We start from the raw sequence: 24388 nt of genomic DNA on the forward strand, positions 1-24388 counted from the left end.
GGCGCCACTGCCCTGCAACGAGGCACAGACCGCGGTGCTCCGGTCCGCGATGACCCGCCGGCTCACGGTGGCCACCGGCCCGCCCGGCACCGGCAAGAGTCAGCTGGTCGCCAATCTCGTCGCCACCGCGATCTCCGCCGGTCAGACCGTACTGGTCGCGTCCACCAACAACGAGGCGGTGGACGAGGTCTGGCGCCGCTGCGACACGCTGGTGCCCGGCAGCATCGTACGGACGGGTTCGGCGCGGAAGAACGCCAAGAGCAACACGGAGCACGAGGCCGCCGCGGGCTGCCTCGCGCTCGCCGGCTTCGCCGCGGCCGAGAGGGAATGGAATGACGGGCGCCAGCACGCAGCCTCCGTGGACGACACAGCGCTCGCGCGCACACTGCGCGACGCCGAGAAAAGCGTTCAGGACGCTTCACGCGCTCGGCGAGCTCAAGCGGGCAGCGCATCAACGCTGTTCAGGAGGTCAGCGTAGACCTCTGCCGGAGTGCGGTAGCCATGGGTCTTGCGCGGACCATGGTTGAGCTCGTGGGCGATGGTGTCCAGGTCGGCCTGGCTGAACGTGCGGAGGTCCGCGCCCTTGGGGAGGTACTGCCGAAGCAGCCGGTCGGTCTTCTCGTTGGTGCCTCGCTGCCACGGGCTCCGCGGCTTGCAGAGGTAGATCGGCATCCTGGTCCCGGCGGTGATGGCCTGGTGCTCGGCGGTCTCCCGGCCGCGGTCCCAGGTGAGCGTCCGCCGCAGGTGGGGCGGGATGCCGAGGAGGCTCCTGGTGAGGTACGGGGTGACCTGTTCGGCCTTGATGCCGTCCGGCAGCGCGACGATGGTCGTGTAGCGGCTGGTGCGCTCGACGAGCGTGGCGACCGCCGAGGGCCTGGTGCCCATCACCAGGTCTCCCTCCCCATGACCGGGGGCCTTCCGGTCCTCGACCTCGGCGGGGCGGGCGGTGATGGACACCATGCCGCGGATGATGCCCCGCCCGGTAGGCCGACGGGCGATCTTCGGGCGGCGCATGGGCCTGGCTGACCGCAGGCGCTGAGTCAGGCTGCGGTCGATCGCCTGGCGGCGACGAGGGCCGTAGAGCGAGAGGTAGATCGCTTCGTGCGAAATCTGCATGGCGGCGTCGCCGGGGAACTGGCGTCGCAGCCACCCTGCGATCTGATCGGGAGACCAGCACAGAGCCAGCTTCGCCTCCACCAGAGCGCGCAAAGCTGGTCGTTGGGCGAGCTTGGCCTGCTTGGGCCGGCCCCGCGCGCGTAGGCGGCCCCATCGGCGAATGCGGCACGATAGCGGTCCCGGCCTCCGATGCGGGCGATCTCGCGGGAGACGGTCGAAGGCGATCTGCCCAGCCGCCTGGCCGGCTGCCGGCCAGATTCCCCGGCGGCGATGCCGCGGGATGTCTCTTCGCGCTCTCCGCCGCTCAGATGCCGCTCTGCTCGCTGCTGCGGGGAGAGGCGGACGCCGCCGCTCTGGTGCAGGAATCGACGGGCACTCTGCATCGGTGCCCCGAGCGCCCGCCTGATCAAGCTGAACGACTGCCCGTCGTGCCGGCGTCTCCAGATCTCATCCTGCTGAGCTGGTGAGAGCCCGTAGTCACGCACCTGTGCCTCCACGATCACATGATCATCCGTGGGTGGTGCGTTGATCACTTGAGGGTGCCAACGAATGACGACAGGCCGCCGACGCGTCCGATGGACCGTGGATTTCCGGGGCTCGGGGCGGCGCCGATCCAATCGGATCCGATGGTCATCGATGACAGGGTTTAACTACGGGTAGGGTCCGATCCTCCGTCAGGAAGGGGCCCTTCGTGGCGAACCTGGTCTACAAGCGGTTCTCGACCGACCAGCAGTCGACCGCCCGCCAGGACCTCGTCCTCGCCGAGGCCGGGATCGAGGACCCGATCGTCTTCGAGGAAGAGGCCGGCACCTCCAGCCGCCTCCACCCCCTGGAACGCCCGAAGTTCGGCAAGCTGCTCGACTACGCGCGGCCGGGACGCCGGCCGCGCGAAGGCCGACATGCTGGAGGTCCTGGACCAGGAGAAGGGCCTGGCCCTGGCCGAGACCCTCACCGAGGCCGGTGAACGCATTGCCGCCGGCGAGAAGGTCGGCGGCCCGGCCGCCGACCGCTACGCCGTCTGCCCGCTTCTCGTCTGGGCCGCCGTGCGCTCACCGGTGTCGTCACCGATCAGCTGCGGCGCGGGCCGGTGCGGGTGTCGGGCCCGCAGATGAAGCGGGCGCTGGAGCGGGCGGAAGAAATCGCCGCGCTCGGGATGGGCTCCGTGGACGAGTCGGGCCTACCGTGGTCCGTGTGCGGGGCGTAACCGAAGCGCCCTGTAAAAAGTGATAAATCGACCTTGGTCGGGCGGGCAGATCTCATGCAAAGTAACGTAGCGTCCGCGACTAGGCCCTTGGCATGCTGTGCCGCAGGGCCAGGGAACTGGCCTAGCCAATCCGAGGTGATCTCATGCGTCGACCGCTTTTCGGACGTGAGTCCATCGCGTCCTTGACGATCAAACCGTTAGTCGTCATGACAGCGGCCAGTGCCGCTCTCTTCGCCGCGCCAGCAGCGGCATCCGCCGCACCGACCGGCACGGTCAAGCCGGTTGCCCAGGCTCAGGCCGCCACCTCCCTCTCAGACACCGCGAGCAGTGAGCGCGCCGACGCCGGCATCGCCGCCGCCTTCAACTGTCGGTACTTCAGCCGTGCACCCTTCCAGGTGGTCCAGTTCACCTGCCTGGTGCAGTCCGGTCGCCTCAAGGTGGTCGTGAACTGCGCCGACGGACGGCGGGTCTCCGGCCCCCTGTTGGGACCGCGTCCCAACTGGCAGGCCTTCAGCGTCAGCTGTGCGCCCGCCAAATTCACCACCTTCGACTTCTACACGCGCGGCTGACACATTCCAGAAAGCCCGACAGAACCGCAGTTTCCGCGTGGACTACCGCTGGTGCCGCATCAAGCAACGCGGGTCTTCGAATTCAGAACCTGTGCTTGAAATCTGAGGTGCCTCAGTTGTGAGGCACCTCAGATGCGGAGCGAGTCACTTGGGCGAGCCGAGGGCTGTGTTGACCTGCTCGACGAACCATCGGTAGTGCTCGCTGTTCCTGTCGAGAGCGGGCATCGACGGCAGGTCGGAGAGACGGACGGTAAAGCCTTCGCGGGCCTCCTCGAAGCCGCAGCAGGAGCACCCGGCCACGCCCGTCGAGCGCGACGCCTTTCACGGAGACGGGCCAGAGCGGCGACGTGTACGTCATGGAGACGGCGTCAGGACGTGGCGTGGATGTGGTCGGCCAGGCGCTTGTTGATCTCCTGCTGGTGGCCGTCTGATGCCGTCCTTCTCCAGCCGCAGCGCGGTCTCGTAGGCCGGCACGGCCCCCATGTTGTGGCCGAAGAAGGCGAAGGGCACGTCGGTCCACGGGCGCAGGGCCGCGGCCAGTTGGTCGGCCATGGCCGCGACCGTACCGATCGGCTGCTCCCCGCGGCGGTCCTGGCGGCCCTTTCCCGGTTCCGCCCCCGGCCCCCGTTCCCGGGAGCGGGGCGGGCGGAGGCGGGGGCGGAGTGGTCGAGCGCGGTCGATGCGCGTCTTTGACGCTTAACGGGTCCCGTCTCGTGCCGTGTTGGACGGACGCGCCGACCCTCATGCTTCGACCCAGCCGTGTCCGCGCGCCACGTCGACGATGCTCGCGCGGATCCGCTGGATCTGTGCGGCCGTCAAGGTCTCGTCGGCCGCGAGGAGGGTTTCGAGCAGCTCCACCCGCAGGTCGTCAGTGGTCAGTACGTCGCAGGTCCCGTCGTCCGGCCGGCTCGTCTGCACCGCTGGGCGCAGTGGAGCGGACGCCAGCGAGTTGCTGGACAGCTGCCTGCCGGTCGGCTTGTGCAGGAGGCGGATCTGCGACGCCTTGGGGCCCTTCGCCCCTGTCTCCATGAAGAACTCGACCTCGTTACCCGCTTGGTAATACGTTTTCTCGTTGAGCAGGTCGTTCGCGTGCATGAAGACGTCCTCGTCCCCCGAGTCGGGAGCGATGAAGCCGTAACCGCGGACCTCGTCGAACCGCAGGACCTTCCCCGTCATCAGCACAACAACCACACCTTTTCGGAAGACCGCCGACACAAAGACCGGCGCCCCTTTGGCGCCTGCCCCCAACGTACCTACGCTCGACGGATCGCACGAGCCATTCCCGCACACCGCTCTGGACACCCGGACTTGAGGGCCCATCAAGTCATCCAGTCATCGGGGCATCGGGGCATCGGGGCATCGGGGCACCGCAGCCGCAACGGTGGTGAAGCGGCTTCCTGCGTGCGGGACGCGGGGCACGACCGTCTCCCCTAGGGTCTTCCCCTCCCGTGTCAGGGGTGAGGTGTCGGGCGAATGTGCAGCTCACCGGGGCTGGGTGACCGGCACGAGGCAATTCAGAGAGCGTCTGCCACCCTTGAGAAATGCATGACATTTGTCATGAGCGACCAATGGGAGATCTCACTACCAGGAGCACGGCGCGGACGCGCATCATGAGTAACCGTGAAATACGCGGCAGGGGCACGGATGGAATTCCGGAAAGACAGCCCGCAGGCCCAACGTGACCTTCACCCAAGAACCGGCAGAAAGACGAAAGGACCACCATGGCAACCCGGGTCATCGCGGAGGAACGCCTGAACGATGAAAGCGTCCAGCAGGCGTTCCGCGGCACCAAAAGGCTCGTCGGCTACTACGTCGGCCTCAGCGTTCTCACGCTCATCGCCCTCATTCTGTTGCGTGACCACCCGGACATCGCGACCGACGCCGCCTGGGTCCGCTGCATCATCGTCGTCGCCACTTCCCTGCTCATGACCTCGTTCGTGACCCGGGCCTCGCGCGGCCACAGCAAGTCCTTCCTCCGGCTCCGGCTGGCCTCGGGAATCATGGTGGTGGCCATCGCCATCATTGTCGCGTTGCCCGGCGCCTTCCCCGTGTGGCTGCGGATCGAGCAGGCTGTGTGTGGGCTGATCCTGCTGGGCGTCGTCGCGAAGGCCAACGGCAAGCTGCTGCGCTCGGTGTTCGCCAAGTAGAAGCAGGCAGCTGCCCTCAAGCTCGCGCGCCGGTCCGGTTCGGGCCCCGTGCCCCCCCGAACCGGACCGGCCCGGCACGTGTCCGTGTTTTTTGGCGGCCGGCTCCTCGGCCACGGAGCCCGCCGGCTGGGGCGGCACCGAGAGGCCGGGTACGGCCAGCTCCGGCACGCTCCGTCCGCGGCCTGCACTCCTGTCGACCGGCGACTTGAACGATCTTCCACCCATGACAAAAGTCATGATCGAGCGATGGGAGATATCACTGTCAGGGCCGGGACGGCTCAGCCATCATGGCCACCGTGAACGGAGAACACCCCGGTCCGGCAAGTGGCCACGGCAGCCAACTCCTCCACAGCCGTGCCGTGGTGTGTGAAGGCCGCGGCGCCGGGCGGATTGCCGGACAGGCGGCCGTACGGGCAAGGGAGCGGCTCGCCGGGGCCTCGCGCCGCCGGGTCTTCGCCGCGCTCCGGCCGGAGCGCGGCACCGCCGACGCTCCCCCGCCCCGGGCGGTGGCCGGACGCCATTCCTTGATCACGGACGTGCCGCAGGTCATGGATACCGTGGACGGACGGCGCGGCGACGGCCGCGCATCCGACGGCAAGGACGGTGGCGCGCTGTGACGTACGAAGGTATGAGGCCACCGGGCGACTGGTCGGCCGTCACTCCCGAGCGCTGGTCGCAGGGCTGGCGGCGGCTGGTGCTGGCCGCCGGGATGCTCGTCTTCCCCTTGGTGACGGCAGCGGGGATACCAGAGTACTCACACGGCTCGGACGCCATCGCCGGATATCTGATCGTGGCCGGCTTCTGCTGCTGCTGCGCGCTGGCCGGCGCCTCGGCCGCGCGGCTCGCCTGGACCCCGTTCTGGCTGATGCTCGGCGCGATGGGCGCGCTGTTCCTCGCGGCCCTGCCGTTCGCCCGCACCGACGCCTTCTTCCTGTGCGCCGTCATCGTCTCGATGGCGGCCGTCTTCGTACGGCGCTACGTGGCGCTGACCGTGGCGGCCTGCGCGCTCGCCAGCCTCGTCGTCCCGTGCCTGGTGCGCTCGTGGCACGACGGGCCCGGCTGGGGCCAGGCGCTCGCGATCGTCTTCACCTCCCTGACCGTGTACGCCTTCTCCGAGATCGCGCGCGCCAACCGCTCCCTGGTCGAGGCGCGGGCCGAGGTGGCGCGGCTGGCGTCGGAGGCCGAACGGGCCCGGATCGCACGGGACCTGCACGACCTCCTCGGCCATTCGCTCACCGCCATCACGGTCAAGAGCGCGCTCGCGCGCCGGCTCGCCGCCGGCGAGGACTCCCGCGCGCTCCCCGAGATCACCGAGGTGGAGACGCTGACCCGGCAGGCGCTCGCCGACGTCCGGGCCGCCGTGTCGGGCTACCGGGAGGTGACGCTCGTCAACGAACTGGCCCGCGGCCGGGAGCTGCTGCGGGCGTCGGGTGTCACCGCCGACCTGCCCACGGCCACCGACGTGGTGGACGTCTCGTACCAGGAACTGTTCGGCTGGGTGGTACGCGAGGGCCTGACCAACGTGGCGCGCCACGCCCGCGCCAGCCGGTGCACGGTCACGCTCTCGGCCCTGGAAGTGGAAGTCCGCGACGACGGCGTGGGCAGCTGCGCCCCGTACGGCAACGGCCTGTCCGGCCTGCGGGAACGGGTCGCGGCGGCCGGCGGCCGGGTGGAGGCCGGGCCGGCGAGCCCGCGCGGCTGGCGCCTGCGGGTGTCGGTGGGAGAAACGGTGGCTGCCCTGTCATGACGATCCGTCTGCTGCTCGCCGATGACCAGGCGCTGATCCGCCAGGCGCTGTGCGCCCTGCTGGGTCTGGAGGAGGACTTCGACGTCGTCGCTTCCGTCGGACGGGGTGACGAGATCGTGGACGCGGCCCGGCGGGCCCGGCCGGACGTGGCGCTGCTCGACATCGAGATGCCGGGGCTCGACGGACTGGCCGCGGCGGCGGTACTTGCCAAACAGGTGCCGGACTGCCGCGTGGTCATCCTCACGACGTTCGGCCGCGCGGGCTATCTGCGCCGGGCCATGGAGGCCGGTGCCGTCGGGTTCGTGGTCAAGGACGCCCCCGTGGAGGTGCTGGCGGACGCCATCCGCCGGGTGACGCAGGGCGAGCGCGTCGTGGACCCGGCGCTGGCCGTGGCGACGCTGGCGGCGGGCGAGTCCCCGCTCACCGCCCGGGAGCGCGATGTGCTGATCGCCGCGCGATCCGGCGCCACCGTGGCCGAGATCGCGGCCAACCTCTACCTGTCCGAAGGGACCGTCCGCAACTACCTGTCGGCGGCGACCACCAAGACCCGGACCCGCAATCGGATGGAGGCACTGCGCGTCGCCGACGAGCGTGGCTGGCTGTAGTGCACGACGGTTGCGGGGCCCGGCGCGTCCGGGTACCGGCGGAAAGGTGGGCGATGTCAGGTAGGCCGCCGCGCCGCTCCTTCGGTTACGTGTCTGTCGCCCGCTCAGATCAGCCCTTGTGCGAACTCCAGCCACGTCGTGACGTATTCCTTGGCCAGGACGGCCACCGCCTCCGGGCAGTGGTACGTACGGCACCGCCGCGGCGAGTTTGTGCATTGCCGGTTTCGCGTCGGCCGTGCGGGACAGGAGGCGCAGCAGCTGCGGCCGTCCTCCTTGAGCCGCAGGGACGGATCCCGCAGCAGCTTCTCCAGGCGGGCCCGTTGATCCGCCGACACCTGCCGGGGGCCCAGGCCCTCGGCCCTCCCGGTGTCCGGCAAAGCGTCCAGGACGGACGGTGCCGGTCTTTCCTGATGGCTGTCCGTGCCGGAGCTGTCCGAGTCGGAGGTGTCCGTCCGCAGGTCGAGGCCACGGTGGTGGTGCCCAGGCCGCGCGGCCGGTACAGGAGCACAAGGCCCTGTGCGCGTACGTGATCGCCGCCGCGGACTCCCCCGGACCGGCCTGACCGGGCAGCGGTTCACGCCTTCGCCCGTGCCGGTTCGGGAGCGGTGGCCGCGCCGCGGGCCGGGCGGAGGATCCCGGCGGCGCAGGCCGCCGCCGCGCAGAAGGCGACCGGCAGGAAGAAGGTTAGGTTCAGGGGTACGAGATGGGTGAGCGGCCCGATGACGGCGGGGCCCGCCAGCATTCCCACGTATCCCATGCCCGCCACACGGGACACGTTCGCCCCGGACGACGCCGGGTCCACATTGCCCGCCGCGGTGAAGAACTGCGGAATGCACCCGGACAGGCCGATGCCGAAAAGGGCCCAGCCGAGGAGGGCCAGGGGCACCCAGGGGGAGAGCGAGGCGACGGCCAGGCCGAGGGCCCCGAGGCCGGCGCCGTACCGTACGACGGACACCCGGCCGAAGCGGGTCACGACCCGGTCGGTGGCGAACCGGCCCACGGTCATGGCGGTGGAGAAACCGCCGTACGCCAGCGCGGCGGTCGCGGCGGGAGCGTCGAGCACGTCCTTGAGGTGCAGCACACTCCAGTCGTTCGCGACGCCCTCGCACAGCATGAGCATGAAGGCGAGTACGCCCAGCGCCCAGACCTGGGACGGCGTACGGCGTTTGGGGGCCGCGGCCGCCGGGGTTGCCGTCGTCTTCGGGCTCGTCGTGGCGGGTGCGGGGCTTTCCGGGGGCAGCAGGCCCGGCACCAGCGCGAGCGTGATCAGTACGCCGGCCACCGCCACCCCGGTGAGGGTCAGGGCGGGCCGCCACTCCCAGCTGATGGTGCGCGCGCCGATCAACGCGGCGATGACGCCGCCGACCGAGAACACCGCGTGAAAGGCGGACATCACCGGCCGGCCGTAACCGCGCTCGACCTGAACAGCCTGCGTGTTCATACTGACGTCCAGGCAGCCGTTGCCGAAGCCGAGGGCCAGGAGGGCCGCCGCCAGGGTCCACGGCGAGTCCGCCAGACCGGGCAGGACGACCGTCGCGCTGCACAGGGCGCCACCGGCCAGCACGACGTTGCGGCTGCCGAACCGGTCGGCCAGCGCCCCGCAGACCTGCATTCCCGCGAAGGCGCCGACGCCCAGGAAGAGCAGCAGCCAGCCCAGTACGGCATGGGTGATGCCGACCCGGTGCTCGATGGCGGGGATGTGCACGATCCACATTCCCATGACGAAACCGTTGAGCGCGAAGGCCGCGAAGGTACCGGCGCGCGCCGTGCGCAGGCGCCGCTCCGGCGGTCCGACGGAGGAGGCAGCAGTCGATTCACTCATCATGGCTGACCATAACGCACAGTTTTCGTGTGCGTAAGATCGTCGGCGCACTTCCGGTCACGTACAGGGCGGGGCACTTCCGGTCACGTACGGGCTGGCGCGCTTCCGGCCCCGTGCTTCCGGCCCCGCACCGGAAAGCCCACCGGAGCCGTCACACGTGCACGATGTTCACCCCCGCGGCGCGCATCTCCTCCGCCACCGGGGTGCCCTGGGCCGCGTCGGTCACCACCACGTCGAGCTGTTCGACCGAGCAGATCCTGCCGAGCGCCACCCGTCCCAGCTTCTCCGCGGTGGCCACCAGGATGATGCGCCGCGCCGCCCGCACGGCGACCCGCTTCACGTGGACGTCGTCCAGGCTGTAGGCGGTGGCCCCATTGGCCGCGTCCACTCCGCAGCAGCCCAGGATGAAGGTGTCGTAGCGCAGGTCCTCGAAGGTGCGCAGGGCCGTCTCCCCGTGGAAGGACAGCTCCCCCGGCCGGACCTGCCCGCCGGGGAGCAGCAGGCGGATGCCCTCCTGCTCGGTGAGCGGCATGGTCGCGTGCAGGGACAGCGGGGTGACGGTCAGCCTGCGGCCCGCCATGGCATGGGCGACGGCCACCGCCGTGGTGCCGGTGTCCAGGGCGACGGTCTCCCCGTCGGTGAGCATCCGCACGACCACGTCGGCCAGCTTCGCCTTGGTCTCGTGGCCCACCATGGAACGCACCGCGTACGGCGGTTCGACCCCGCTGAGCAGGGCGGTCACGGCGCCTCCGTGCACCCGGCGCAGGGCTCCCCGGGACTCCAGCAGCTCCAGGTCCCGGCGGATGGTCATCTCCGACGTCTTGGTGGTGCGGGCGAGTTCGGCCACGGAGGCCCGGTTGCGTTCGGCCAGCAGGGCCAGGATGAACCGGTGGCGTTCGGAGACATTCATGTCGCTGATGTAGCACATCAACACGCTGGGTGCGAGTTTCTGCCCTGTTCCCCGTTGGTCCTTCTGCCCTACTGGGGTATCGGGAGGCGATAAACACCCACGCTGAGTGTGCGTTCCTGGTGGGGATCGAGCCAGCCCCGGTGGCTGCCACTGGAGCGGCTGGTGACCCGCGGCGTTTCAGCTGTCGTAGATGCTGTCGTAGGTGTGGAATCCGCGCCCCGTCTTGCGGCCCAGCAGCCCCGCTTCCACCATGCGCTGGAGGAGCGGTGGCGGGGCGTACAGCGGTTCCTTGAACTCCTCGTACAGGGACCGGGCGATGGCGGCGACGGTGTCGAGGCCGATGAGGTCGGCGAGCCGCAGGGGGCCCATGGGGTGGGCGCAGCCCAGTTCCATGCCCGCGTCCACGTCGTCGGCGGTGGCGAAGCCGGACTCCGCCATGCGGACCGCGGCCAGGAGGTAGGGCACCAGGAGGGCGTTGACCACGAACCCCGCGCGATCCCTGGAGCGGATCGCGGTCTTGCCGAGGACGGTGGTGGCGAACTCCTCGGCGGTGGCGGCCGCCGCGGGGGCGGTGTGCAGCGAGGTGACGATCTCGACGAGCGGCATGACCGGCACGGGGTTGAAGAAGTGCAGGCCCAGTACGCGGTCGGCGCGGGTCGTCGCCATTCCCAGGCGCATGACGGGGATCGACGAGGTGTTGGTGGCGAGGACGGCCGCCGGGTCCTCGACGGTCTTGTCGAGGACGCCGAAGATCTCCGTCTTGGTGTCGGCGTGTTCCACGACGGCCTCGACGACGAGCTGGCGGTCGGCCAGATCGGCCAGGTCCCCGGTGAAGGTGATCCGGGCGAGGGCGTCCTCGGCCGCGGGGCGGTCGAGCCTGCCGCGGTCCGTGGCGCGTTCCAGCGACCGGGTGACCCGTTCGCGGGCGCGGCGGGCGGCGGTGGCATCGGCCTCGCACAGGACGGTGTCCAGGCCGGCCCGTGCGCACACTTCGGCGATGCCCGCGCCCATCTGGCCGCCGCCGACGACTCCGGCCCGTGCGATGCGGGTGCTCATGGCCGTACCGCCGGTCGGAGCGCTACGGGGCGGGCGGATGCGCCGGGGGTGGGGGTGCGGGTGCGGGTCATACGCGTCTCCTGGGCGGCTGTGGGAGGGACGGCCGGGGCGTGCCCGGGACCCGAGAAGAGGTCTCCAGGGCACGCCCGGCGCGACGGGTGGGCGTCCGACGGGTCAGGGCCGGACGCTCCCTGACGGAACTGCTCCCTGATGGAACTGCTCCCTAGTGGAACTGCTCCCTGGCGGAACTGCTCGCTAGTGGAACTGCTCCTCTTCGGTCGAGCCGCGCAGCGCGGTCGTCTCGGAGGCCGGGTTGACGGCACCGGCGACCAGGTCGAAGTAGCCGGTGCCGACCTCGCGCTGGTGCTTGACGGCGGTGAAGCCGTGCTGCTGGGCGGCGAACTCGCGCTCCTGGAGGTCGACGTAGGCGGTCATGCCGTGTTCGGCGTAGCCGCGGGCGAGGTCGAACATGCCGTGGTTGAGGGAGTGGAAGCCGGCCAGGGTGATGAACTGGAAGCGGTAGCCCATCGCGCCCAGCTCGCGCTGGAACTTGGCGATCCGGTCGTCGTCCAGTGCCGCGCGCCAGTTGAAGGACGGCGAGCAGTTGTAGGCCAGCAGCTGGTCGGGGTAGCGGGCGTGGATCGCCTCGGCGAACTCTCGGGCCTGGGCCAGGTCGGGCGTGCCGGTCTCCATCCACAGCAGGTCCGCGTACGGGGCGTAGGCCAGGCCGCGGGCGATGGCGGGGGCGATGCCGTTGGTGACGCGGTAGAAGCCCTCGGCGGTGCGCTCGCCGGTGCAGAAGCGGGCGTCGGCCTCGTCGACGTCGCTGGTCAGCAGGTTGGCGGCGAGGGCGTCGGTGCGGGCGACGATGACCGTCGGCACGTCGGCGATGTCGGCGGCCAGGCGGGCGGCGCCCAGGGTGCGCACGTGCTGGGAGGTGGGCACCAGCACCTTGCCGCCGAGGTGGCCGCACTTCTTCTCCGAGGCCAGCTGGTCCTCGTAGTGGATACCGGCCGCGCCCGCCTCGATCATCGCCTTGGTCAGCTCGAAGGCGTTCAGCGGGCCGCCGAATCCGGCCTCGGCGTCGGCGACGATGGGCACCAGCCAGTCGGTGGTGTCCCCGGCCTCCTCGGCGGTGGCGATCTGGTCGGCGCGCAGCAGCGCGTTGTTGATGCGGCGCACCACCTGGGGCACCGAGTTGGCCGGGTACAGGCTCTGGTCGGGGTAGGTGTGGCCGGCCTGGTTGGCGTCGGCGGCGACCTGCCAGCCCGAGAGGTAGACGGCCTGCAGCCCGGCCTTGACCTGCTGCACGGCCTGGCCGCCGGTGAGCGCGCCGAGGGCGTGGATGTAGTCCTGTTCGTGCAGCTGGTTCCACAGGCGCTCGGCGCCGCGCCGGGCCAGGGTGTGCTCCTCACGGACGCTGCCCGACAGCCGCAGCACGTCGGCGGCGCTGTGGGTGCGGGTGGTGCCCTGCCACCGCGGGTCGGCCGCCCAGCGCCGGGCCAGTTCCTCGGCCGCCTTGGTACCTGCCTGTGCCATGACCATCTCCCGGATGCTCGTACGAACGGTGGTGCGTGGTGGACTGCTGTACGGGGTGAACGGTGCGAAGGACCGGCACCGAGTGCCGTACCAGTGCTGCGCATTGCTGATGCGCAGCCCGAAATTGCTGGTGCGCGGCCCGTCGGACGTCCCGGTGGCGGGGTGAGCAATGCTGCCGACGGGGCCGCACTGCCGACTCTGGCAGTGGCACCAGGTGCCATCAACCGTGGCTCCCAGCCAAGTTCTGCCAATCTTGTGGCGGCGTTCTGCCAAGGTTGCGAAGGCCCGGGGCGGCTGTACGGCGACTAGGGTGAGCCGGGCGGCAGCGACAGAGGGGGCACCGTGAGCAAGATCTACGCCGGGGCGCGGCTACGGCGGCTGCGGGAGGAGCGCGGGCTCAGCCAGGCCGCGCTGGCCCGGGTCCTGGCCATCTCCCCCAGCTACCTGAACCAGATGGAGCACGACTCGCGGCCGCTGACCGTGCCCGTACTGCTGCGGCTGACCGAGACCTTCGGGGTGGACCCCGGCTTCTTCTCCGAGCGCGACACCAGCCGGGTCCTGGCCGACCTGCGCGAAGCCCTGGCCGACGAACTGGCCGCCGGCCGGGTCTCCCCCACCGACCTGTCCGAACTCGCCTCCCGGCAGCCCGCGGTGGCCTCGGTCCTGCTCGGCCTGGGCCGGCGCAACCAGGCACTGACCGAGCGGCTGGCGGAGGTGGCGGAGGGCCGGGACGGCGGCACCGACCCGGCGGTGCCGCTCTCGCCGCACGAGGAGATCCGCGAGTTCTTCTACCGCCGGCAGAACTATCTGCACGAGGCCGACACCGCCGCCGAGGAACTCGCCGCCGAACTGGGCATCCGCCCCGGCGAAGTGGGACGCGCCCTGACCGCCCGGCTCACCGAACGGCACGGCGTACGCCTCGTCGACACGACCGGCGGGCCGCTGCACCACTACGACCCGTCCGCCCGGGTGCTGCGCCTGTCGGCGGGGCTGCGCCCCGGGCAGCGCGCCTTCCGCATGGCCACCCAGCTGGCGCTGCTGGAGGCCGGTGACGAGCTGTCGCGGCCCGCCTCGGAGGACTTCGAGGCGGGCTCGACGGCCTGGTCCCTGGCCCGGATCGGGGTCGCCAACTACTTCGCCGCGGCGCTGGTACTGCCGTACGGCCCGTTCCACGCCGCGGCCGAGGAGCTGCGGTACGACATCGAGCGGCTGACCGACCGCTTCGGTCTCGGGTACGAGACGGTGTGCCACCGGCTGAGCACCCTGCAGCGCCCGCACCGGCGCGGGGTGCCGTTCTCCTTCGTCCGGGTCGACCGGGCCGGAAACATGTCGAAGCGGCAGTCCGCCACCGGCTTCCACTTCTCCCGGGCGGGCGGCACCTGCCCGCTGTGGAACGTCTACGAGGCGTTCACCGCGCCCAGCCGCATCCACGTACAGATCGCGGCCATGCCGGACGGCCGCCGCTACCTGTGGACGGCACGCACGGTCACCCGGCACCGCGGCGGCTGGGGCGACCCCGGCAAGACCTTCGCCATCGGCCTCGGCTGCGAGATCCGGCACGCCTCCCGGCTGGTCTACTCCGACGGGCTGGACCTGGACAACGCCGGTGCCGCCACCCCCATCGGCATGGGCTGCCGCGTCTGCGAACGGCTGGAGTGCCCGCAGCGCGCCGTACCGCCGCTCGGCCGGCCGCTGGCGATCGACGAGAACAGCAGCACGTTCGTGCCGTATCCGGTGCGGGAGGGGTGAGGGGCCGTACCGCTACTGCCCCTGGGGCTGCTGAGGGGGATGAGGCGGTTGGCCACCCGGGGGGCCGAACTGGGGATACGGGGCGGGCTGCTGGTACGGGGCAGGCGGGCCGGGCTGTTGATACGGACCGGGTGGGACGGGCTGCTGGTATGGACCGGGCGGGAGAGTCTGCTGGTACGAGACGGGCTGCTGATACGGACCAGGCTGCTGCTGCGGGCCGGGCTGCGGGTACGGGAACGGCCCACCGGGCCCACCCGGCCCGCCGAAACCGGCCCCGGGCGGCGGGCCGTTGCGCTTCTTCCGCTTCCTCACCACCACGATCGCCACGATGATGCCGACGACCAGCAGGACGGTGAGCGAGAAGCCGACGATGCCGAGGGCCGCCCGGAAGTTGCTGTTGTCCTCTTCCCGCTGCCAGCGGGCCCGGGTCGCGTCGCTCGGGGTCGGCTGCTCCTCCCCCTGGACCTCGGGGTCCGTGAGAGGGGCGTTCTCCGGGCCCTCCCCGCTCTCCCGGCTTTCCGGACCCTCCCGGCCCTCCGGACCGACGTCGACGTTCCGGATCGACACCCCCCGGCCGTCCCGCACCTGATCCGCCGCTGCGGCCGTCACGGTGCCGAGGAGCAGTGCCCCCGCCAGCGCCGCGCCCGCCGCCGTACGCAGCGTCCGCGTGCAGTTCATGTCCGTACACCCCTCCCGGCGATCTTGGGCGCCACCCTACGCGCCGGGCACCGGGCTCCCTCCGCCGGGCGCACAGTGGATCACCGGCACCCCTGGACTTACTAGGACGTCCAACTATATGTTCGTGACGAAGACCCGCGGTGCAGGGAAGCCGGTGCGAATCCGGCGTGGTCCCGCCACTGTGACCGGGGAGTGCGACGCCGAGCAACACGCCACTGACGAGCGCGAGGTCGGGAAGGCGGGCGGCGCGCGATGATCCGGAAGCCAGGATACCGGCCACGGGTGTTGTTCCGTGTTGTCCACGAGGATGGAGCAGACACGCATGGCACCGGTGCGTACCCACACCCCAGGTGATCCGGCCCGGCCCGCGGCACCCCCCGCGCGCTGACGGTTCCACGCCTTCCGCGTCCCACGGCCCCGCCACGGCCCGCGCCCTGCGCGCCGCCCGTGCGCCCGGCCGTGCCATCCCCCGGACTCCACCTGACGAGAGCAGGCCCCCATGGTCCGTGAACTGACCCACTTCATCGGCGGCAAGCACACCCCGGGCACTTCGGGTGCCTACGGCGATGTGTACGACCCCAACACCGGCACCGTGCAGGCCCGGGTCCCGCTCGCGGACCGGGCCGAGACGACGGCCGCCGTCGCCGACGCGGCAGCGGCCCAGCCGGAGTGGGGCGAGTGGAACCCGCAGAAGCGCGCCCGCGTGCTGCTCAACTTCCTGCGCCTGGTCGAGGGCGAGCGGGACTCGCTGGCCCGGCTGCTGTCGAGCGAGCACGGCAAGACGGTCCCGGACGCGCACGGCGACCTCCAGCGCGGCCTGGAGGTGGTGGAGTTCGCGGCCGGCATCCCGCACCTGCTCAAGGGCGAGTTCACCGACAACGCCGGGACCGGCATCGACGTGCACTCGCTGCGCCGCCCCATCGGTGTGGTGGCCGGGATCACCCCGTTCAACTTCCCCGCGATGATTCCGCTGTGGAAGGCCGCACCGGCCATCGCCTGCGGCAACGCGTTCATCCTGAAGCCGTCCGAGCGGGCCCCTTCGGTGCCGCTGCGGCTCGCCGAGCTGTTCCTGGAGGCGGGGCTGCCGCCGGGCATCCTCAACGTCGTCCACGGCGGCAAGGAGTCGGTGGACACGCTGCTGGAGGACCCGCGCGTCGAGGCGCTCGGCTTCGTCGGCTCGACGCCCATCGCGGCGCACATCTACGCGACCGCCGCGGCGCACGGCAAGCGCGCCCAGTGCTTCGGCGGCGCCAAGAACCACCTGATCGTGATGCCGGACGCCGACCTCGACCAGGCGGTGGACGCGCTGGTCGGCGCCGGTTACGGGTCGGCGGGCGAGCGCTGCATGGCGGTCTCGGTCGCCGTACCGGTGGGCGAGGAGACCGCCGACGCGCTGGTGGCACGGCTCAAGGAGCGGGTCGGCACGCTGCGCATCGGCCGCTCCGACGACCCGCACGCCGACTTCGGTCCGCTGGTCGGCCGGGACGCGCTGGACCGGGTCCGCGCCTACGTCGACCTGGGCGTCAGCGAGGGCGCGGAACTGGTCGTCGACGGCCGGGACTTCACGCTGCCCGGCCACGAGGAAGGCTTCTTCGCGGGTGCCTCGCTCTTCGACCGGGTCACCCCGGACATGCGGATCTACCAGGAGGAGATCTTCGGCCCGGTCCTGTCGGTGGTACGGGCGGCGGACTACGAGGAGGCGCTGCGGCTGCCCACGGAGCACCCGTACGGCAACGGCGTCTCGCTCTTCACCCGCGACGGTGACACCGCCCGGGACTTCAGCCGCCGGGTGAACACCGGCATGATCGGCGTGAACGTGCCGATCCCGGTGCCGGTCGCGTACCACACCTTCGGCGGCTGGAAGCGGTCCGGCTTCGGTGACCTGAACCAGCACGGCCCGGACGCGATCCGCTTCTACACCCGCACCAAGACCGTCACCTCGCGCTGGCCCTCCGGGGTCAAGGAGGGCGCGAGCTTCACCATCCCGACGATGGGCTGAGCGCGATGAGCGTCATGACCACCACCACGGCTGCCTCGCTGACCTCGCTCACCGCGGACCAGCTCGCCATCGTCGAGACGACGCTGGACTTCGCGCAGGAGCACATCGCGCCGCACGCCGTGGCCTGGGACCAGGACAAGCACTTCCCCGTGGACGTGCTGCGCAAGGCCGCCGGGCTGGGGCTCGGCGGGATCTACGTACGGGAGGAGTGCGGCGGCTCCGCGCTCAGCCGCGCGGACGGCGTCCTCGTCTTCGAGGTGCTGGCCACCGCCTGCCCGTCCATCGCGGGCTATCTCTCCATCCACAACATGGTCGGCTGGATGATCGACCGGTACGGCGACGACGCGCAGCGCACCCGCTGGCTGCCCGGCCTGTGCTCGATGGCGGACCTGGGCAGCTACTGCCTGACCGAGCCGGGCGCCGGGTCGGACGCCGCGGCGCTGCGCACCCGCGCGGTGCGCGACGGTGACGACTACGTGCTCACCGGCGTGAAGCAGTTCATCTCCGGCGCCGGGGCCTCGCGGGTGTACGTGGTGATGGCCCGTACCGGCGAGGAAGGGTCCGGCGGCATCTCGGCGTTCGTGGTCGAGCGGGATGATCCGGGCCTGTCGTTCGGTGCCAACGAGAAGAAGATGGGCTGGAACGCGCAGCCCACCCGGCAGGTGATCCTCGACGAGGTCCGCATCCCCGCGGACCGGCTGCTCGGCGCGGAGGGCGACGGCTTCCGCATCGCGATGAGCGGGCTCAACGGCGGCCGGCTCGGCATCGCCGCGTGCTCCCTCGGCGGCGGGCAGAGCGCCCTGCACGCGGCGCAGTCGTACCTCGCGGACCGGGAGGCGTTCGGGGGGCGGCTGCTGGACGCGCAGGCGTTGCAGTTCCGGCTCGCGGACATGGCGACCGAGCTGGCCGCCGCCCGTGCGCTGGTGCGGCAGGCGGCCGAGGCGCTGGACCGGGCCGACCCGCAGGCGCCGCAGCTGTGCGCGATGGCCAAACGGTTCGCCACCGACACGGGCTACTCCGTCGCCGACCGTGCGCTGCAACTGCACGGCGGCTATGGCTACCTGAGTGAATACGGCATGGAGAAGATCGTCCGCGATCTTCGGGTGCACCAGATCCTGGAAGGGACGAACGAGATCATGCGTCTGATCGTGGCCCGCGGGCTGACCGGGGCGAAGACCGGCGGCGCCCGCGCCGGGGCGGGGGCCGCCCGATGACCGCCGACCGCGTACCCGGAGGCGGCACGCCGGAATCCGCACCGGCCTCCGCACCGGACTCCGCATCGGACTCCGCGCCCGATGACTCCGTACTGCTGCGGACCGAGGGCCGCGCGGCGTACCTCACCCTCAACCGGCCGAAGGCCCTCAACGCCCTCGACCACTCCATGGTGGGCCGGATCGACGCGGCCCTGGCCGCCTGGGAGCACGATCCCGCGGTCGGGACCGTGGTGATCACCGGCGCGGGTGAGCGCGGGCTGTGCGCGGGCGGCGACATCCGCGCCATCCACGCGGACGCGCGGTCCGGCGGCGGTGCGGCGTCCGCCGCGTTCTGGCGCGACGAGTACCGGCTCAACGCCCGTATCGCGCGCTTCCCCAAGCCGTACGTCGCCGTCATGGACGGCATCGTCATGGGCGGCGGGGTCGGCGTCTCGGCGCACGGCAGCGTACGGGTCGTCACCGAGCGCTCGAAGGTCGCCATGCCCGAGACCGGCATCGGTTTCGTACCGGACGTGGGCGGCACGTACCTGCTGGCGCTCGCGCCCGGCGAACTGGGTACGCATCTGGCGCTGACCGGAGCGCCGGTCAGGGCCGGGGACGCGCTGCTGTGCGGGCTCGCCGACCACTTCGTCCCGTCCGAGCTGGTGGAAGGGCTGGTGGCGGACCTCGCCGCCGCCCCGGTGACCGAGGTGCTGCCCCGGTACGTACGGGAGGCGCCCGAAGGCGAGCTGGCGGCCCGCCGGGAGTGGATCGACCACTGCTACGCGGCCGGCACCGTCGAGGAGATCGTGGACCGGCTGCTCGGCAGCGGCGTCCCGGAGGCCAAGGAGGCCGCCGAGACGATCCTCGCCAAGTCCCCCACCTCGCTGAAGGTGACCCTGGCGGCGCTGCGCCGGGCCCGGGACCTGGGGCCGCTGGAGCGGGTGCTGGACCAGGAGTACCGCGTCTCGTGCGCGGCGCTGGCCTCGCCCGACCTGGTCGAGGGCATCCGCGCCCAGGTGATCGACAAGGACCGCGCGCCGCGCTGGTCCCCCGCCACCCTCACCGAGGTCACCGACGAGGACGTGGCCCGGTTCTTCGCACCGCTCGGCGACCGCGAACTGGGGCTCGCCGACAGTGCCGGTACACAGGAGGTGCCCTGGTGAGCGCGTCGGCAGAGAACGGCAACCGCACGGTCGGGTTCGTCGGCCTCGGGAACATGGGCGGGCCGATGGCCGCCAACCTCGTCGAGGCCGGCCACCGGGTGACCGGCTTCGACCTCGTGCCGGAGGCACTGGCGGCGGCCGTCGGGGCCGGTGTCGAGGCGGCCGGTTCGGCGGTGGCGGCGGTGGCGGACGCGGACGTGGTGATCACCATGCTGCCCGCCGGACGGCATGTCCTGGCCCTCTACGAGGACGGCGGGCTGCTCGCTGCCGCCCGGCCCGGCACCCTGTTCGTGGACTGCTCGACCATCGACGTGGCCGACGCCCGCGCCGCCCACGAGGCCGCCGTACGCGCCGGCCACCAGGCCCTGGACGCGCCGGTCTCGGGCGGCGTCGTCGGCGCCGAGGCCGGCACGCTGACGTTCATGGCGGGCGGCGGGACGGCCGAGTTCGCACGGGCCGAGCCGCTGCTCGCGGTGATGGGCAAGAAGGCGGTGCACTGCGGCGCGGCGGGCGCCGGGCAGGCCGCGAAGATCTGCAACAACATGATCCTCGGCATATCGATGATCGGGGTCAGCGAGGCGTTCGTCCTCGGGGAGAGCCTGGGCCTGTCCCACCAGGCCCTGTACGACGTGGCGTCCACCGCCAGCGGGCAGTGCTGGGCGCTGAGCGTCAACTGCCCGGTGCCGGGCCCGGTGCCGGGCAGCCCGGCCAACCGCGACTACCGGCCGGGGTTCGCGGCGCCGCTGATGGCCAAGGATCTGGGCCTGGCCGCCAACGCCGTCCGCGACGGCGGCGTGCACGCGGAACTCGGCCTGCGCGCGGCCGAGCTGTTCGCGGCGTTCGCCGAGGGCGACGGCGCGGCGGAGGACTTCTCCGGGATCGTCCGGACGATCAGGCAGCGGTCCGGCGGAGCGCCGGAAACACAGCAGACCGAGCAGAACGGAACGACCGCATGACCGACACCACCACGCCCACGCCCACGCCCACGGACAGCCGGACGCAGCCGTACGAGACGATCCTCGTGGAGCGCACCGGCCGTACCGCGACCCTCACCCTCAACCGCCCCAAGGCGCTCAACGCCCTCAACCTCCAGGTGATGACCGAGGTCGTGGCGGCCACCGAGGAGCTGGACCGCGACCCGGAGATCGGCTGCATCGTCATCACCGGCTCGGCGAAGGCGTTCGCCGCCGGGGCCGACATCAAGGAGATGCGGCCGCAGTCGTACATGGACATGTACCTCAGCGACTGGTTCACCGCCTGGGACCGCCTCGGCGCGCTGCGCACACCGACCGTCGCGGCGGTGGCCGGGCACGCGCTGGGCGGCGGCTGCGAACTGGCGATGCTGTGCGACATCCTGCTCGCCGCCGACACCGCCGTCTTCGGCCAGCCGGAGATCAAGCTGGGCGTCATCCCGGGCATCGGCGGCTCCCAGCGGCTGACCCGCGCCGTCGGCAAGGCCAAGGCGATGGAGCTGTGCCTGACCGGCCGCACCATGGACGCCGTGGAGGCCGAACGGGCCGGGCTGGTCTCGCGGGTGGTACCGGCCGCCGAGCTGCTGACCGAGGCCGGCGCCGTGGCCGCGCAGGTGGCGTCGATGTCCGCGCCGGTCGCGATGATGGCCAAGGAGGCCGTCAACCGGGCCTTCGAAACCACCCTCGCCGAGGGCGTCCGCTTCGAACGCCGCCTGTTCCACGCGGTGTTCGCCACCGCGGACCAGAAGGAAGGCATGACGGCCTTCGTGGAGAAGCGGGCACCGGAGTTCGGCCACCGCTAGGAGCGTCGCCCGGGAAGGCTGGTGACCCGACCGGCTGGAGCGTGACCGCCGATACCCATGCCGATGCCGGTGTGGGGTCGGCGGCAGGCGCTCGCCTCCCGGTGGATGGGCAGGACGGGACGGGCGGCAGTTGCTGGTGCTCCGGCCGCGTTTTCCGGGTCTGCACGTTGGTGCCGGAGGTCAGAGCTGAGTGCCGCCGCCGTCCACGGCGAGTTCGGTGCCGGTGGTGTAGGTGGCGTCGAACGCGAGAAAGAGTGCGGCTTTGGTCACTTCGGACGGGGTTCCCAGTCGCAGCATGGGGATCTGTGCGACAAGCGCCTGTGCCTCCTCGGCCGGCGTCTGTGCCTCCTCGGCCGACGGCTGAGGTACCGGTATGGTACCGGTATCGACTGGTCCATGGTCCTGGTGTCGATCGGCCCGGGGCTGACGGCGTTGACACGGATTTTTCGCGGCAGGAGTTCCCGGGCCAGACTGCGGGTCATCGAGCGCAGTGCCGCCTTGCCGGCCGCGTACGCGCTGAGCATCGGCAGGCCCAAGACGTTGACGGCCGAGGTCGTGAGCACCACTCCGCTGCCCTCTGCCAGCAGCGGAGCGAGTTTCTGCACGGTGAAGTACGGCCCCTTGGCGTTGATGGCCAGCAGCTGGTCGTACAACTCCTCACTCGTTGCCTCGAACGGTGCGGAGCCGGTGACACCGGCATTGGCGAACAGGGCGTCGACCGTGCCGAACTCGGCCTTCACCCGGTCCGCCAGCGCCTGGATCTCAGGCAGTGACGCCGCGTCGCTGCGGACAGCGATCACGTTCCCGCCGAGTTGCTCACGGGCGGCATTCAGCTTGTCCTGGTCGCGCCCGGTGATCAGGACGCGCGCGCCCTCGTCCGCGAGTGACCGGGCGGTGGCCAGGCCCAAGCCACTGCTGCCTCCTGTGATGACGACCTTCTTGCCCTCGTATCTGCCCATATCGAACATCTCCTGTCGGTGGAATAGGTGTGACGGTTCTCGTCCCGGCGGACACGCTCCATGCAGGTCATGCATGGCGCGGGGTCAGTGAAGACCTGGCCGCAGCGTGATCACGACTTTGCCGTGGACGTGACGTCCGGCTTGCAGCGTCACGGCTTCGCGGATCCGCTCGATCGGGAAGGCGGCGGCGATCGGTACCGTGACCGCGCCGGCGAGGATCGCGTCGCAGATCCGCTCCATGGCCTCCGGGCTCGCGTCGAAACCGCCGGTCGCGCGGACGCCGCCGGGAGGGTGGGGGCCCGCGGCGATCGTGGAGATCCGCTCGGGTGGCACGCCGAGCGCGAGCGCGGTCTCCGCCGTTTCGGTGCCGAACAGGTCGGTTGCCGCGGTCACGCCCTCCGGGGCCAGGGTGCGTACCCGGTCCGCCAGTCCGGGGCCGTAGGTCACCGGCTCGGCACCGAACCGGCGCAGGAACTCGAACGTGCCCTGGGCGGCGGTCCCGATCACTCGGGCACCGGCGAGCTTCGCGAGCTGTACGGCGAAGACGCCCACGCCGCCCGCGGCGCCGCCGACCAGGACCGTGTCGCCGGAACGCAAGCCGATCGCGGCCAGCGCGGCAGCGGCGGTCATCCCGGCCACCGGCAGCGTGGCCGCCACCTGGTCGCTGATGCCCTCCGGCGTGCGCCAGAGCGGCTCGGTCGCGTCGGTGGGCGTCTTGACCACCACGAAATCGGCGGCGGCCCTGCCCAGCGCGCCGCCGTGGACACGGTCCCCCACGGCGAACCCCGCGGCGCGCGCGCCGACTTCGTCGACGACCCCGGCGAAGTCGAACCCGAAGCCGGCCGGCACGTCGATGCCGAACCGGGCGGCGGCCTCGGGCTGCGAGGCGATGCCCCAGTCCATGGGATTCAGGCCGGCGGCCGTGACACGGACACGGACCTCGCCCGGCCCGGCATGGGGTTCCGGAACCTCCCGCAGCCCCAGTACCTCGGGACCACCGAATGACTCGTAGACAACAGCACGGCTCATGGGTGCCTCCAACGGACCAAGTGATGAGACCAAGTCCCATCACCGTACACGAGTGACGGCACCAGGTCCCGTAAGATGTCCGCATGGCCCGCTGGCAACCGCACGCACCCGAGCGACTGCTCGTCGCCGCCCTTGAACTGTTCGAGGAGCGCGGCTACGACAACACGACGGTCATCGCGATCACAGAGCGCGCGGGACTGACGAAGAGCACCTTCTTCCGGCACTTCCCGGACAAGCGAGAGGTGCTCTTCGGCGGGGGCGCGATGTCCGAACTGCTCGTCGACGGGATCGAAACGGCACCGGCCGAGGTCGGCCCCCTCGAAGCGGTGGCACACGCTCTGGACGCGATCGGCAGGAAAGCCTTCACCTCCGATCGCCGGGAATTCAGCGCCCGCAGGTCGGCAGTGATCGCCGCCACCCCCGAACTGCGCGAACGCGAGGCACTGAAGGAACTCGGCCTCATCGCGTCGATGATCGACGCACTCAAGCGCCGCGGCGTTCCCGACCTGACGTCACGCGTAGCCGCCGAATTGGGCGCGCTCGCCTGGAGAATCGCCTACGAGCGCTGGAGGGACGCAACCAACCGCGACGACTTCGCGGAACTCGCACGGCGGACACTCACCGAAGTGCGAGCGGCCGGCGCCTTGTGCTGACGGCAGACTCGTCGCGGGCCCCTGTCGGCCACCCCGGACGGCACGCTGCCACCCACCACCGCACCCGCGGCGTCCGCTGCTTTCACGGCTGCTACTCCGCTACTCCCGTACGATATTCGGATCATTAATCGACGGGGGGAGACCGTTCATGGGTGACATCGCCATCAACAGCCACGCCGTGCGGGCAACGGGCAGCGATATGACCGTGTTGTCCCGCGAGGTGGCCGGCAAGCTGAACAATTCCCTGGAAGAGAGCCAGACGGCGGCCTTGTCGCATTCTCCCTGGGGCTGGGAATGCGCCGACCACCTCTACTCCTGTGCCGTGACCTGGGAGGAGCACATGGTGGGCCTGGCGAAGAAGATGGGGGAACTGGGCGAACGGCTACAGGAAAGCGCGGGCAGCTACACCGCACAGGACGACGAAGCCGCCACGCGGCTGCGGCACGGCCTGAACGACCTGGGAAAGGCGTGAG

At 71.2% G+C, this 24388-nt stretch carries 29 protein-coding genes, 1 pseudogene and 1 riboswitch; of the genes and pseudogenes, 17 read left to right on the forward strand and 13 right to left on the reverse strand.

Annotated elements, in window-relative coordinates; genetic code table 11:
• Positions 1-49: 49 nt before the first annotated feature.
• On the forward strand, positions 50-478 hold the full coding sequence (locus A6A06_RS43065) for an AAA domain-containing protein (protein ID WP_242440959.1): 429 nt from the start codon (positions 50-52) through the stop codon (positions 476-478).
• On the opposite strand, the pseudogene A6A06_RS27455 reads toward A6A06_RS43065, so the two are convergent.
• A pseudogene (locus tag A6A06_RS27455) lies at positions 436-1601 on the reverse strand (IS30 family transposase). The gene A6A06_RS43065 and the pseudogene A6A06_RS27455 sit on opposite strands and share 43 nt — an antisense overlap.
• Positions 1602-1807: 206 nt before the next feature.
• On the opposite strand from A6A06_RS27455, the gene A6A06_RS27460 reads away from it, so the two are divergent.
• The 3 genes from A6A06_RS27460 (at position 1808) to A6A06_RS27465 (ending at position 2889) form a co-directional block, all read left to right on the forward strand.
• Positions 1808-2080, forward strand: coding sequence for a recombinase family protein (locus A6A06_RS27460; RefSeq protein WP_242440961.1), 273 nt, complete (start codon positions 1808-1810; stop codon positions 2078-2080).
• Entirely contained in the window at positions 2016-2228 is a 213-nt protein-coding gene (locus tag A6A06_RS42135) for a hypothetical protein (RefSeq protein ID WP_199931230.1), read from the forward strand. The genes A6A06_RS27460 and A6A06_RS42135 overlap by 65 nt, the downstream gene beginning before the upstream one ends.
• Before the next feature lie 274 nt (positions 2229-2502).
• Positions 2503-2889, forward strand: coding sequence for a hypothetical protein (locus tag A6A06_RS27465; RefSeq protein WP_199931183.1), 387 nt, complete (start codon positions 2503-2505; stop codon positions 2887-2889).
• A 144-nt stretch (positions 2890-3033) separates the two neighbouring features.
• Here A6A06_RS27465 and A6A06_RS42140 read toward each other — a convergent pair whose 3' ends face one another.
• The 3 genes from A6A06_RS42140 to A6A06_RS27475 are packed head-to-tail and all read right to left on the reverse strand — an operon-like array spanning position 3034 to position 4071.
• On the reverse strand, positions 3034-3189 hold the full coding sequence (locus tag A6A06_RS42140) for a hypothetical protein (protein ID WP_199931184.1): 156 nt from the start codon (positions 3187-3189) through the stop codon (positions 3034-3036).
• Positions 3190-3243: 54 nt separating this feature from the next.
• Positions 3244-3570, reverse strand: a complete 327-nt coding sequence (locus A6A06_RS43585) for a thioesterase domain-containing protein (RefSeq protein ID WP_079194372.1) — start codon at positions 3568-3570, stop codon at positions 3244-3246.
• A 60-nt stretch (positions 3571-3630) separates the two neighbouring features.
• Positions 3631-4071 (reverse strand): cold shock domain-containing protein, encoded by a 441-nt coding sequence (locus A6A06_RS27475; protein ID WP_073764269.1) that lies wholly within the window; start codon positions 4069-4071, stop codon positions 3631-3633.
• A 539-nt stretch (positions 4072-4610) separates the two neighbouring features.
• On the opposite strand from A6A06_RS27475, the gene A6A06_RS27480 reads away from it, so the two are divergent.
• The 4 genes from A6A06_RS27480 (at position 4611) to A6A06_RS27495 (ending at position 7388) form a co-directional block, all read left to right on the forward strand.
• The gene (locus tag A6A06_RS27480; protein ID WP_199931186.1) at positions 4611-5036 is read left to right on the forward strand and encodes a hypothetical protein; all 426 of its coding nucleotides are present in this window, start codon (positions 4611-4613) and stop codon (positions 5034-5036) included.
• A gap of 296 nt (positions 5037-5332) precedes the next feature.
• Entirely contained in the window at positions 5333-5653 is a 321-nt protein-coding gene (locus A6A06_RS27485) for a hypothetical protein (protein WP_199931187.1), read from the forward strand.
• Positions 5650-6783, forward strand: coding sequence for a sensor histidine kinase (locus A6A06_RS27490; protein ID WP_242440962.1), 1134 nt, complete (start codon positions 5650-5652; stop codon positions 6781-6783). Before A6A06_RS27485 ends, A6A06_RS27490 begins: the two co-directional genes overlap by 4 nt.
• Positions 6780-7388: a response regulator transcription factor gene (locus A6A06_RS27495; RefSeq protein WP_073764273.1), complete on the forward strand. Its 609-nt coding sequence runs from the start codon at positions 6780-6782 to the stop codon at positions 7386-7388. Before A6A06_RS27490 ends, A6A06_RS27495 begins: the two co-directional genes overlap by 4 nt.
• Before the next feature lie 104 nt (positions 7389-7492).
• Here the strand turns inward: A6A06_RS27495 and A6A06_RS27500 are convergent, their stop codons facing one another.
• The 5 genes from A6A06_RS27500 to aceA all read right to left on the reverse strand — a co-directional run bounded on the left by A6A06_RS27500 (position 7493) and on the right by aceA (position 12715).
• On the reverse strand, positions 7493-7765 hold the full coding sequence (locus A6A06_RS27500; RefSeq protein WP_073764275.1) for a hypothetical protein: 273 nt from the start codon (positions 7763-7765) through the stop codon (positions 7493-7495).
• Between the two features lie 197 nt (positions 7766-7962).
• Complete coding sequence (locus A6A06_RS27505) at positions 7963-9210, reverse strand: MFS transporter (RefSeq protein ID WP_073764725.1); 1248 nt, start codon at positions 9208-9210, stop codon at positions 7963-7965.
• Positions 9211-9361: 151 nt separating this feature from the next.
• Entirely contained in the window at positions 9362-10120 is a 759-nt protein-coding gene (locus A6A06_RS27510; protein ID WP_073764727.1) for a DeoR/GlpR family DNA-binding transcription regulator, read from the reverse strand.
• Between the two features lie 177 nt (positions 10121-10297).
• On the reverse strand, positions 10298-11176 hold the full coding sequence (locus A6A06_RS27515; protein ID WP_073764277.1) for a 3-hydroxybutyryl-CoA dehydrogenase: 879 nt from the start codon (positions 11174-11176) through the stop codon (positions 10298-10300).
• A 255-nt stretch (positions 11177-11431) separates the two neighbouring features.
• Positions 11432-12715, reverse strand: coding sequence for an isocitrate lyase (gene aceA, locus A6A06_RS27520; RefSeq protein ID WP_073764279.1), 1284 nt, complete (start codon positions 12713-12715; stop codon positions 11432-11434).
• Here aceA and A6A06_RS42145 point away from each other — a divergent pair.
• Together A6A06_RS42145 and A6A06_RS27525 are read left to right on the forward strand one after the other, a co-directional pair.
• Positions 12714-12881: a hypothetical protein gene (locus A6A06_RS42145; protein WP_199931188.1), complete on the forward strand. Its 168-nt coding sequence runs from the start codon at positions 12714-12716 to the stop codon at positions 12879-12881. The genes aceA and A6A06_RS42145 overlap by 2 nt on opposite strands.
• Positions 12882-13057: 176 nt before the next feature.
• The gene (locus A6A06_RS27525) at positions 13058-14464 is read left to right on the forward strand and encodes a short-chain fatty acyl-CoA regulator family protein (protein WP_073764281.1); all 1407 of its coding nucleotides are present in this window, start codon (positions 13058-13060) and stop codon (positions 14462-14464) included.
• Between the two features lie 12 nt (positions 14465-14476).
• Here the strand turns inward: A6A06_RS27525 and A6A06_RS27530 are convergent, their stop codons facing one another.
• Entirely contained in the window at positions 14477-15142 is a 666-nt protein-coding gene (locus A6A06_RS27530; RefSeq protein ID WP_073764283.1) for a hypothetical protein, read from the reverse strand.
• Between the two features lie 121 nt (positions 15143-15263).
• Positions 15264-15437, forward strand: a riboswitch (cobalamin riboswitch).
• Between the two features lie 204 nt (positions 15438-15641).
• On the opposite strand from A6A06_RS27530, the gene A6A06_RS27535 reads away from it, so the two are divergent.
• Genes A6A06_RS27535 through A6A06_RS27555 form a run of 5 tightly spaced genes read left to right on the forward strand, consistent with a single transcriptional unit; the run spans position 15642 to position 21274 of the window.
• On the forward strand, positions 15642-17141 hold the full coding sequence (locus tag A6A06_RS27535) for a CoA-acylating methylmalonate-semialdehyde dehydrogenase (protein WP_073764285.1): 1500 nt from the start codon (positions 15642-15644) through the stop codon (positions 17139-17141).
• Positions 17142-17146: 5 nt separating this feature from the next.
• Complete coding sequence (locus A6A06_RS27540; protein ID WP_443333785.1) at positions 17147-18355, forward strand: acyl-CoA dehydrogenase family protein; 1209 nt, start codon at positions 17147-17149, stop codon at positions 18353-18355.
• Positions 18352-19500 carry an enoyl-CoA hydratase/isomerase family protein gene (locus A6A06_RS27545; RefSeq protein ID WP_073764289.1) on the forward strand — a complete coding sequence of 383 codons (1149 nt, stop codon included), beginning with the start codon at positions 18352-18354 and terminating at the stop codon, positions 19498-19500. The genes A6A06_RS27540 and A6A06_RS27545 overlap by 4 nt, the downstream gene beginning before the upstream one ends.
• Positions 19497-20456, forward strand: a complete 960-nt coding sequence (gene mmsB, locus A6A06_RS27550) for a 3-hydroxyisobutyrate dehydrogenase (RefSeq protein WP_073764291.1) — start codon at positions 19497-19499, stop codon at positions 20454-20456. The genes A6A06_RS27545 and mmsB overlap by 4 nt, the downstream gene beginning before the upstream one ends.
• Complete coding sequence (locus tag A6A06_RS27555; RefSeq protein ID WP_073764293.1) at positions 20453-21274, forward strand: enoyl-CoA hydratase; 822 nt, start codon at positions 20453-20455, stop codon at positions 21272-21274. Before mmsB ends, A6A06_RS27555 begins: the two co-directional genes overlap by 4 nt.
• 180 nt (positions 21275-21454) lie before the next feature.
• Here the strand turns inward: A6A06_RS27555 and A6A06_RS44030 are convergent, their stop codons facing one another.
• The 3 genes from A6A06_RS44030 to A6A06_RS27565 all read right to left on the reverse strand — a co-directional run bounded on the left by A6A06_RS44030 (position 21455) and on the right by A6A06_RS27565 (position 23262).
• A complete protein-coding gene (locus A6A06_RS44030) occupies positions 21455-21571 on the reverse strand; it encodes an SDR family oxidoreductase (RefSeq protein ID WP_443333786.1) in 117 nt (38 codons plus the stop codon).
• Positions 21541-22233, reverse strand: coding sequence for an SDR family NAD(P)-dependent oxidoreductase (locus A6A06_RS27560; RefSeq protein WP_443333787.1), 693 nt, complete (start codon positions 22231-22233; stop codon positions 21541-21543). Before A6A06_RS27560 ends, A6A06_RS44030 begins: the two co-directional genes overlap by 31 nt.
• A gap of 84 nt (positions 22234-22317) precedes the next feature.
• The gene (locus tag A6A06_RS27565; RefSeq protein ID WP_073764295.1) at positions 22318-23262 is read right to left on the reverse strand and encodes an NADP-dependent oxidoreductase; all 945 of its coding nucleotides are present in this window, start codon (positions 23260-23262) and stop codon (positions 22318-22320) included.
• Positions 23263-23345: 83 nt separating this feature from the next.
• On the opposite strand from A6A06_RS27565, the gene A6A06_RS27570 reads away from it, so the two are divergent.
• Positions 23346-23915, forward strand: a complete 570-nt coding sequence (locus A6A06_RS27570) for a TetR/AcrR family transcriptional regulator (protein ID WP_073764297.1) — start codon at positions 23346-23348, stop codon at positions 23913-23915.
• A 148-nt stretch (positions 23916-24063) separates the two neighbouring features.
• The gene (locus A6A06_RS27575; protein ID WP_073764299.1) at positions 24064-24387 is read left to right on the forward strand and encodes a type VII secretion target; all 324 of its coding nucleotides are present in this window, start codon (positions 24064-24066) and stop codon (positions 24385-24387) included.
• Position 24388 lies beyond the last annotated feature (1 nt).

This window comes from Streptomyces sp. CB02923 (genome assembly GCF_001905005.1).
Lineage (GTDB): Bacteria > Actinomycetota > Actinomycetes > Streptomycetales > Streptomycetaceae > Streptomyces.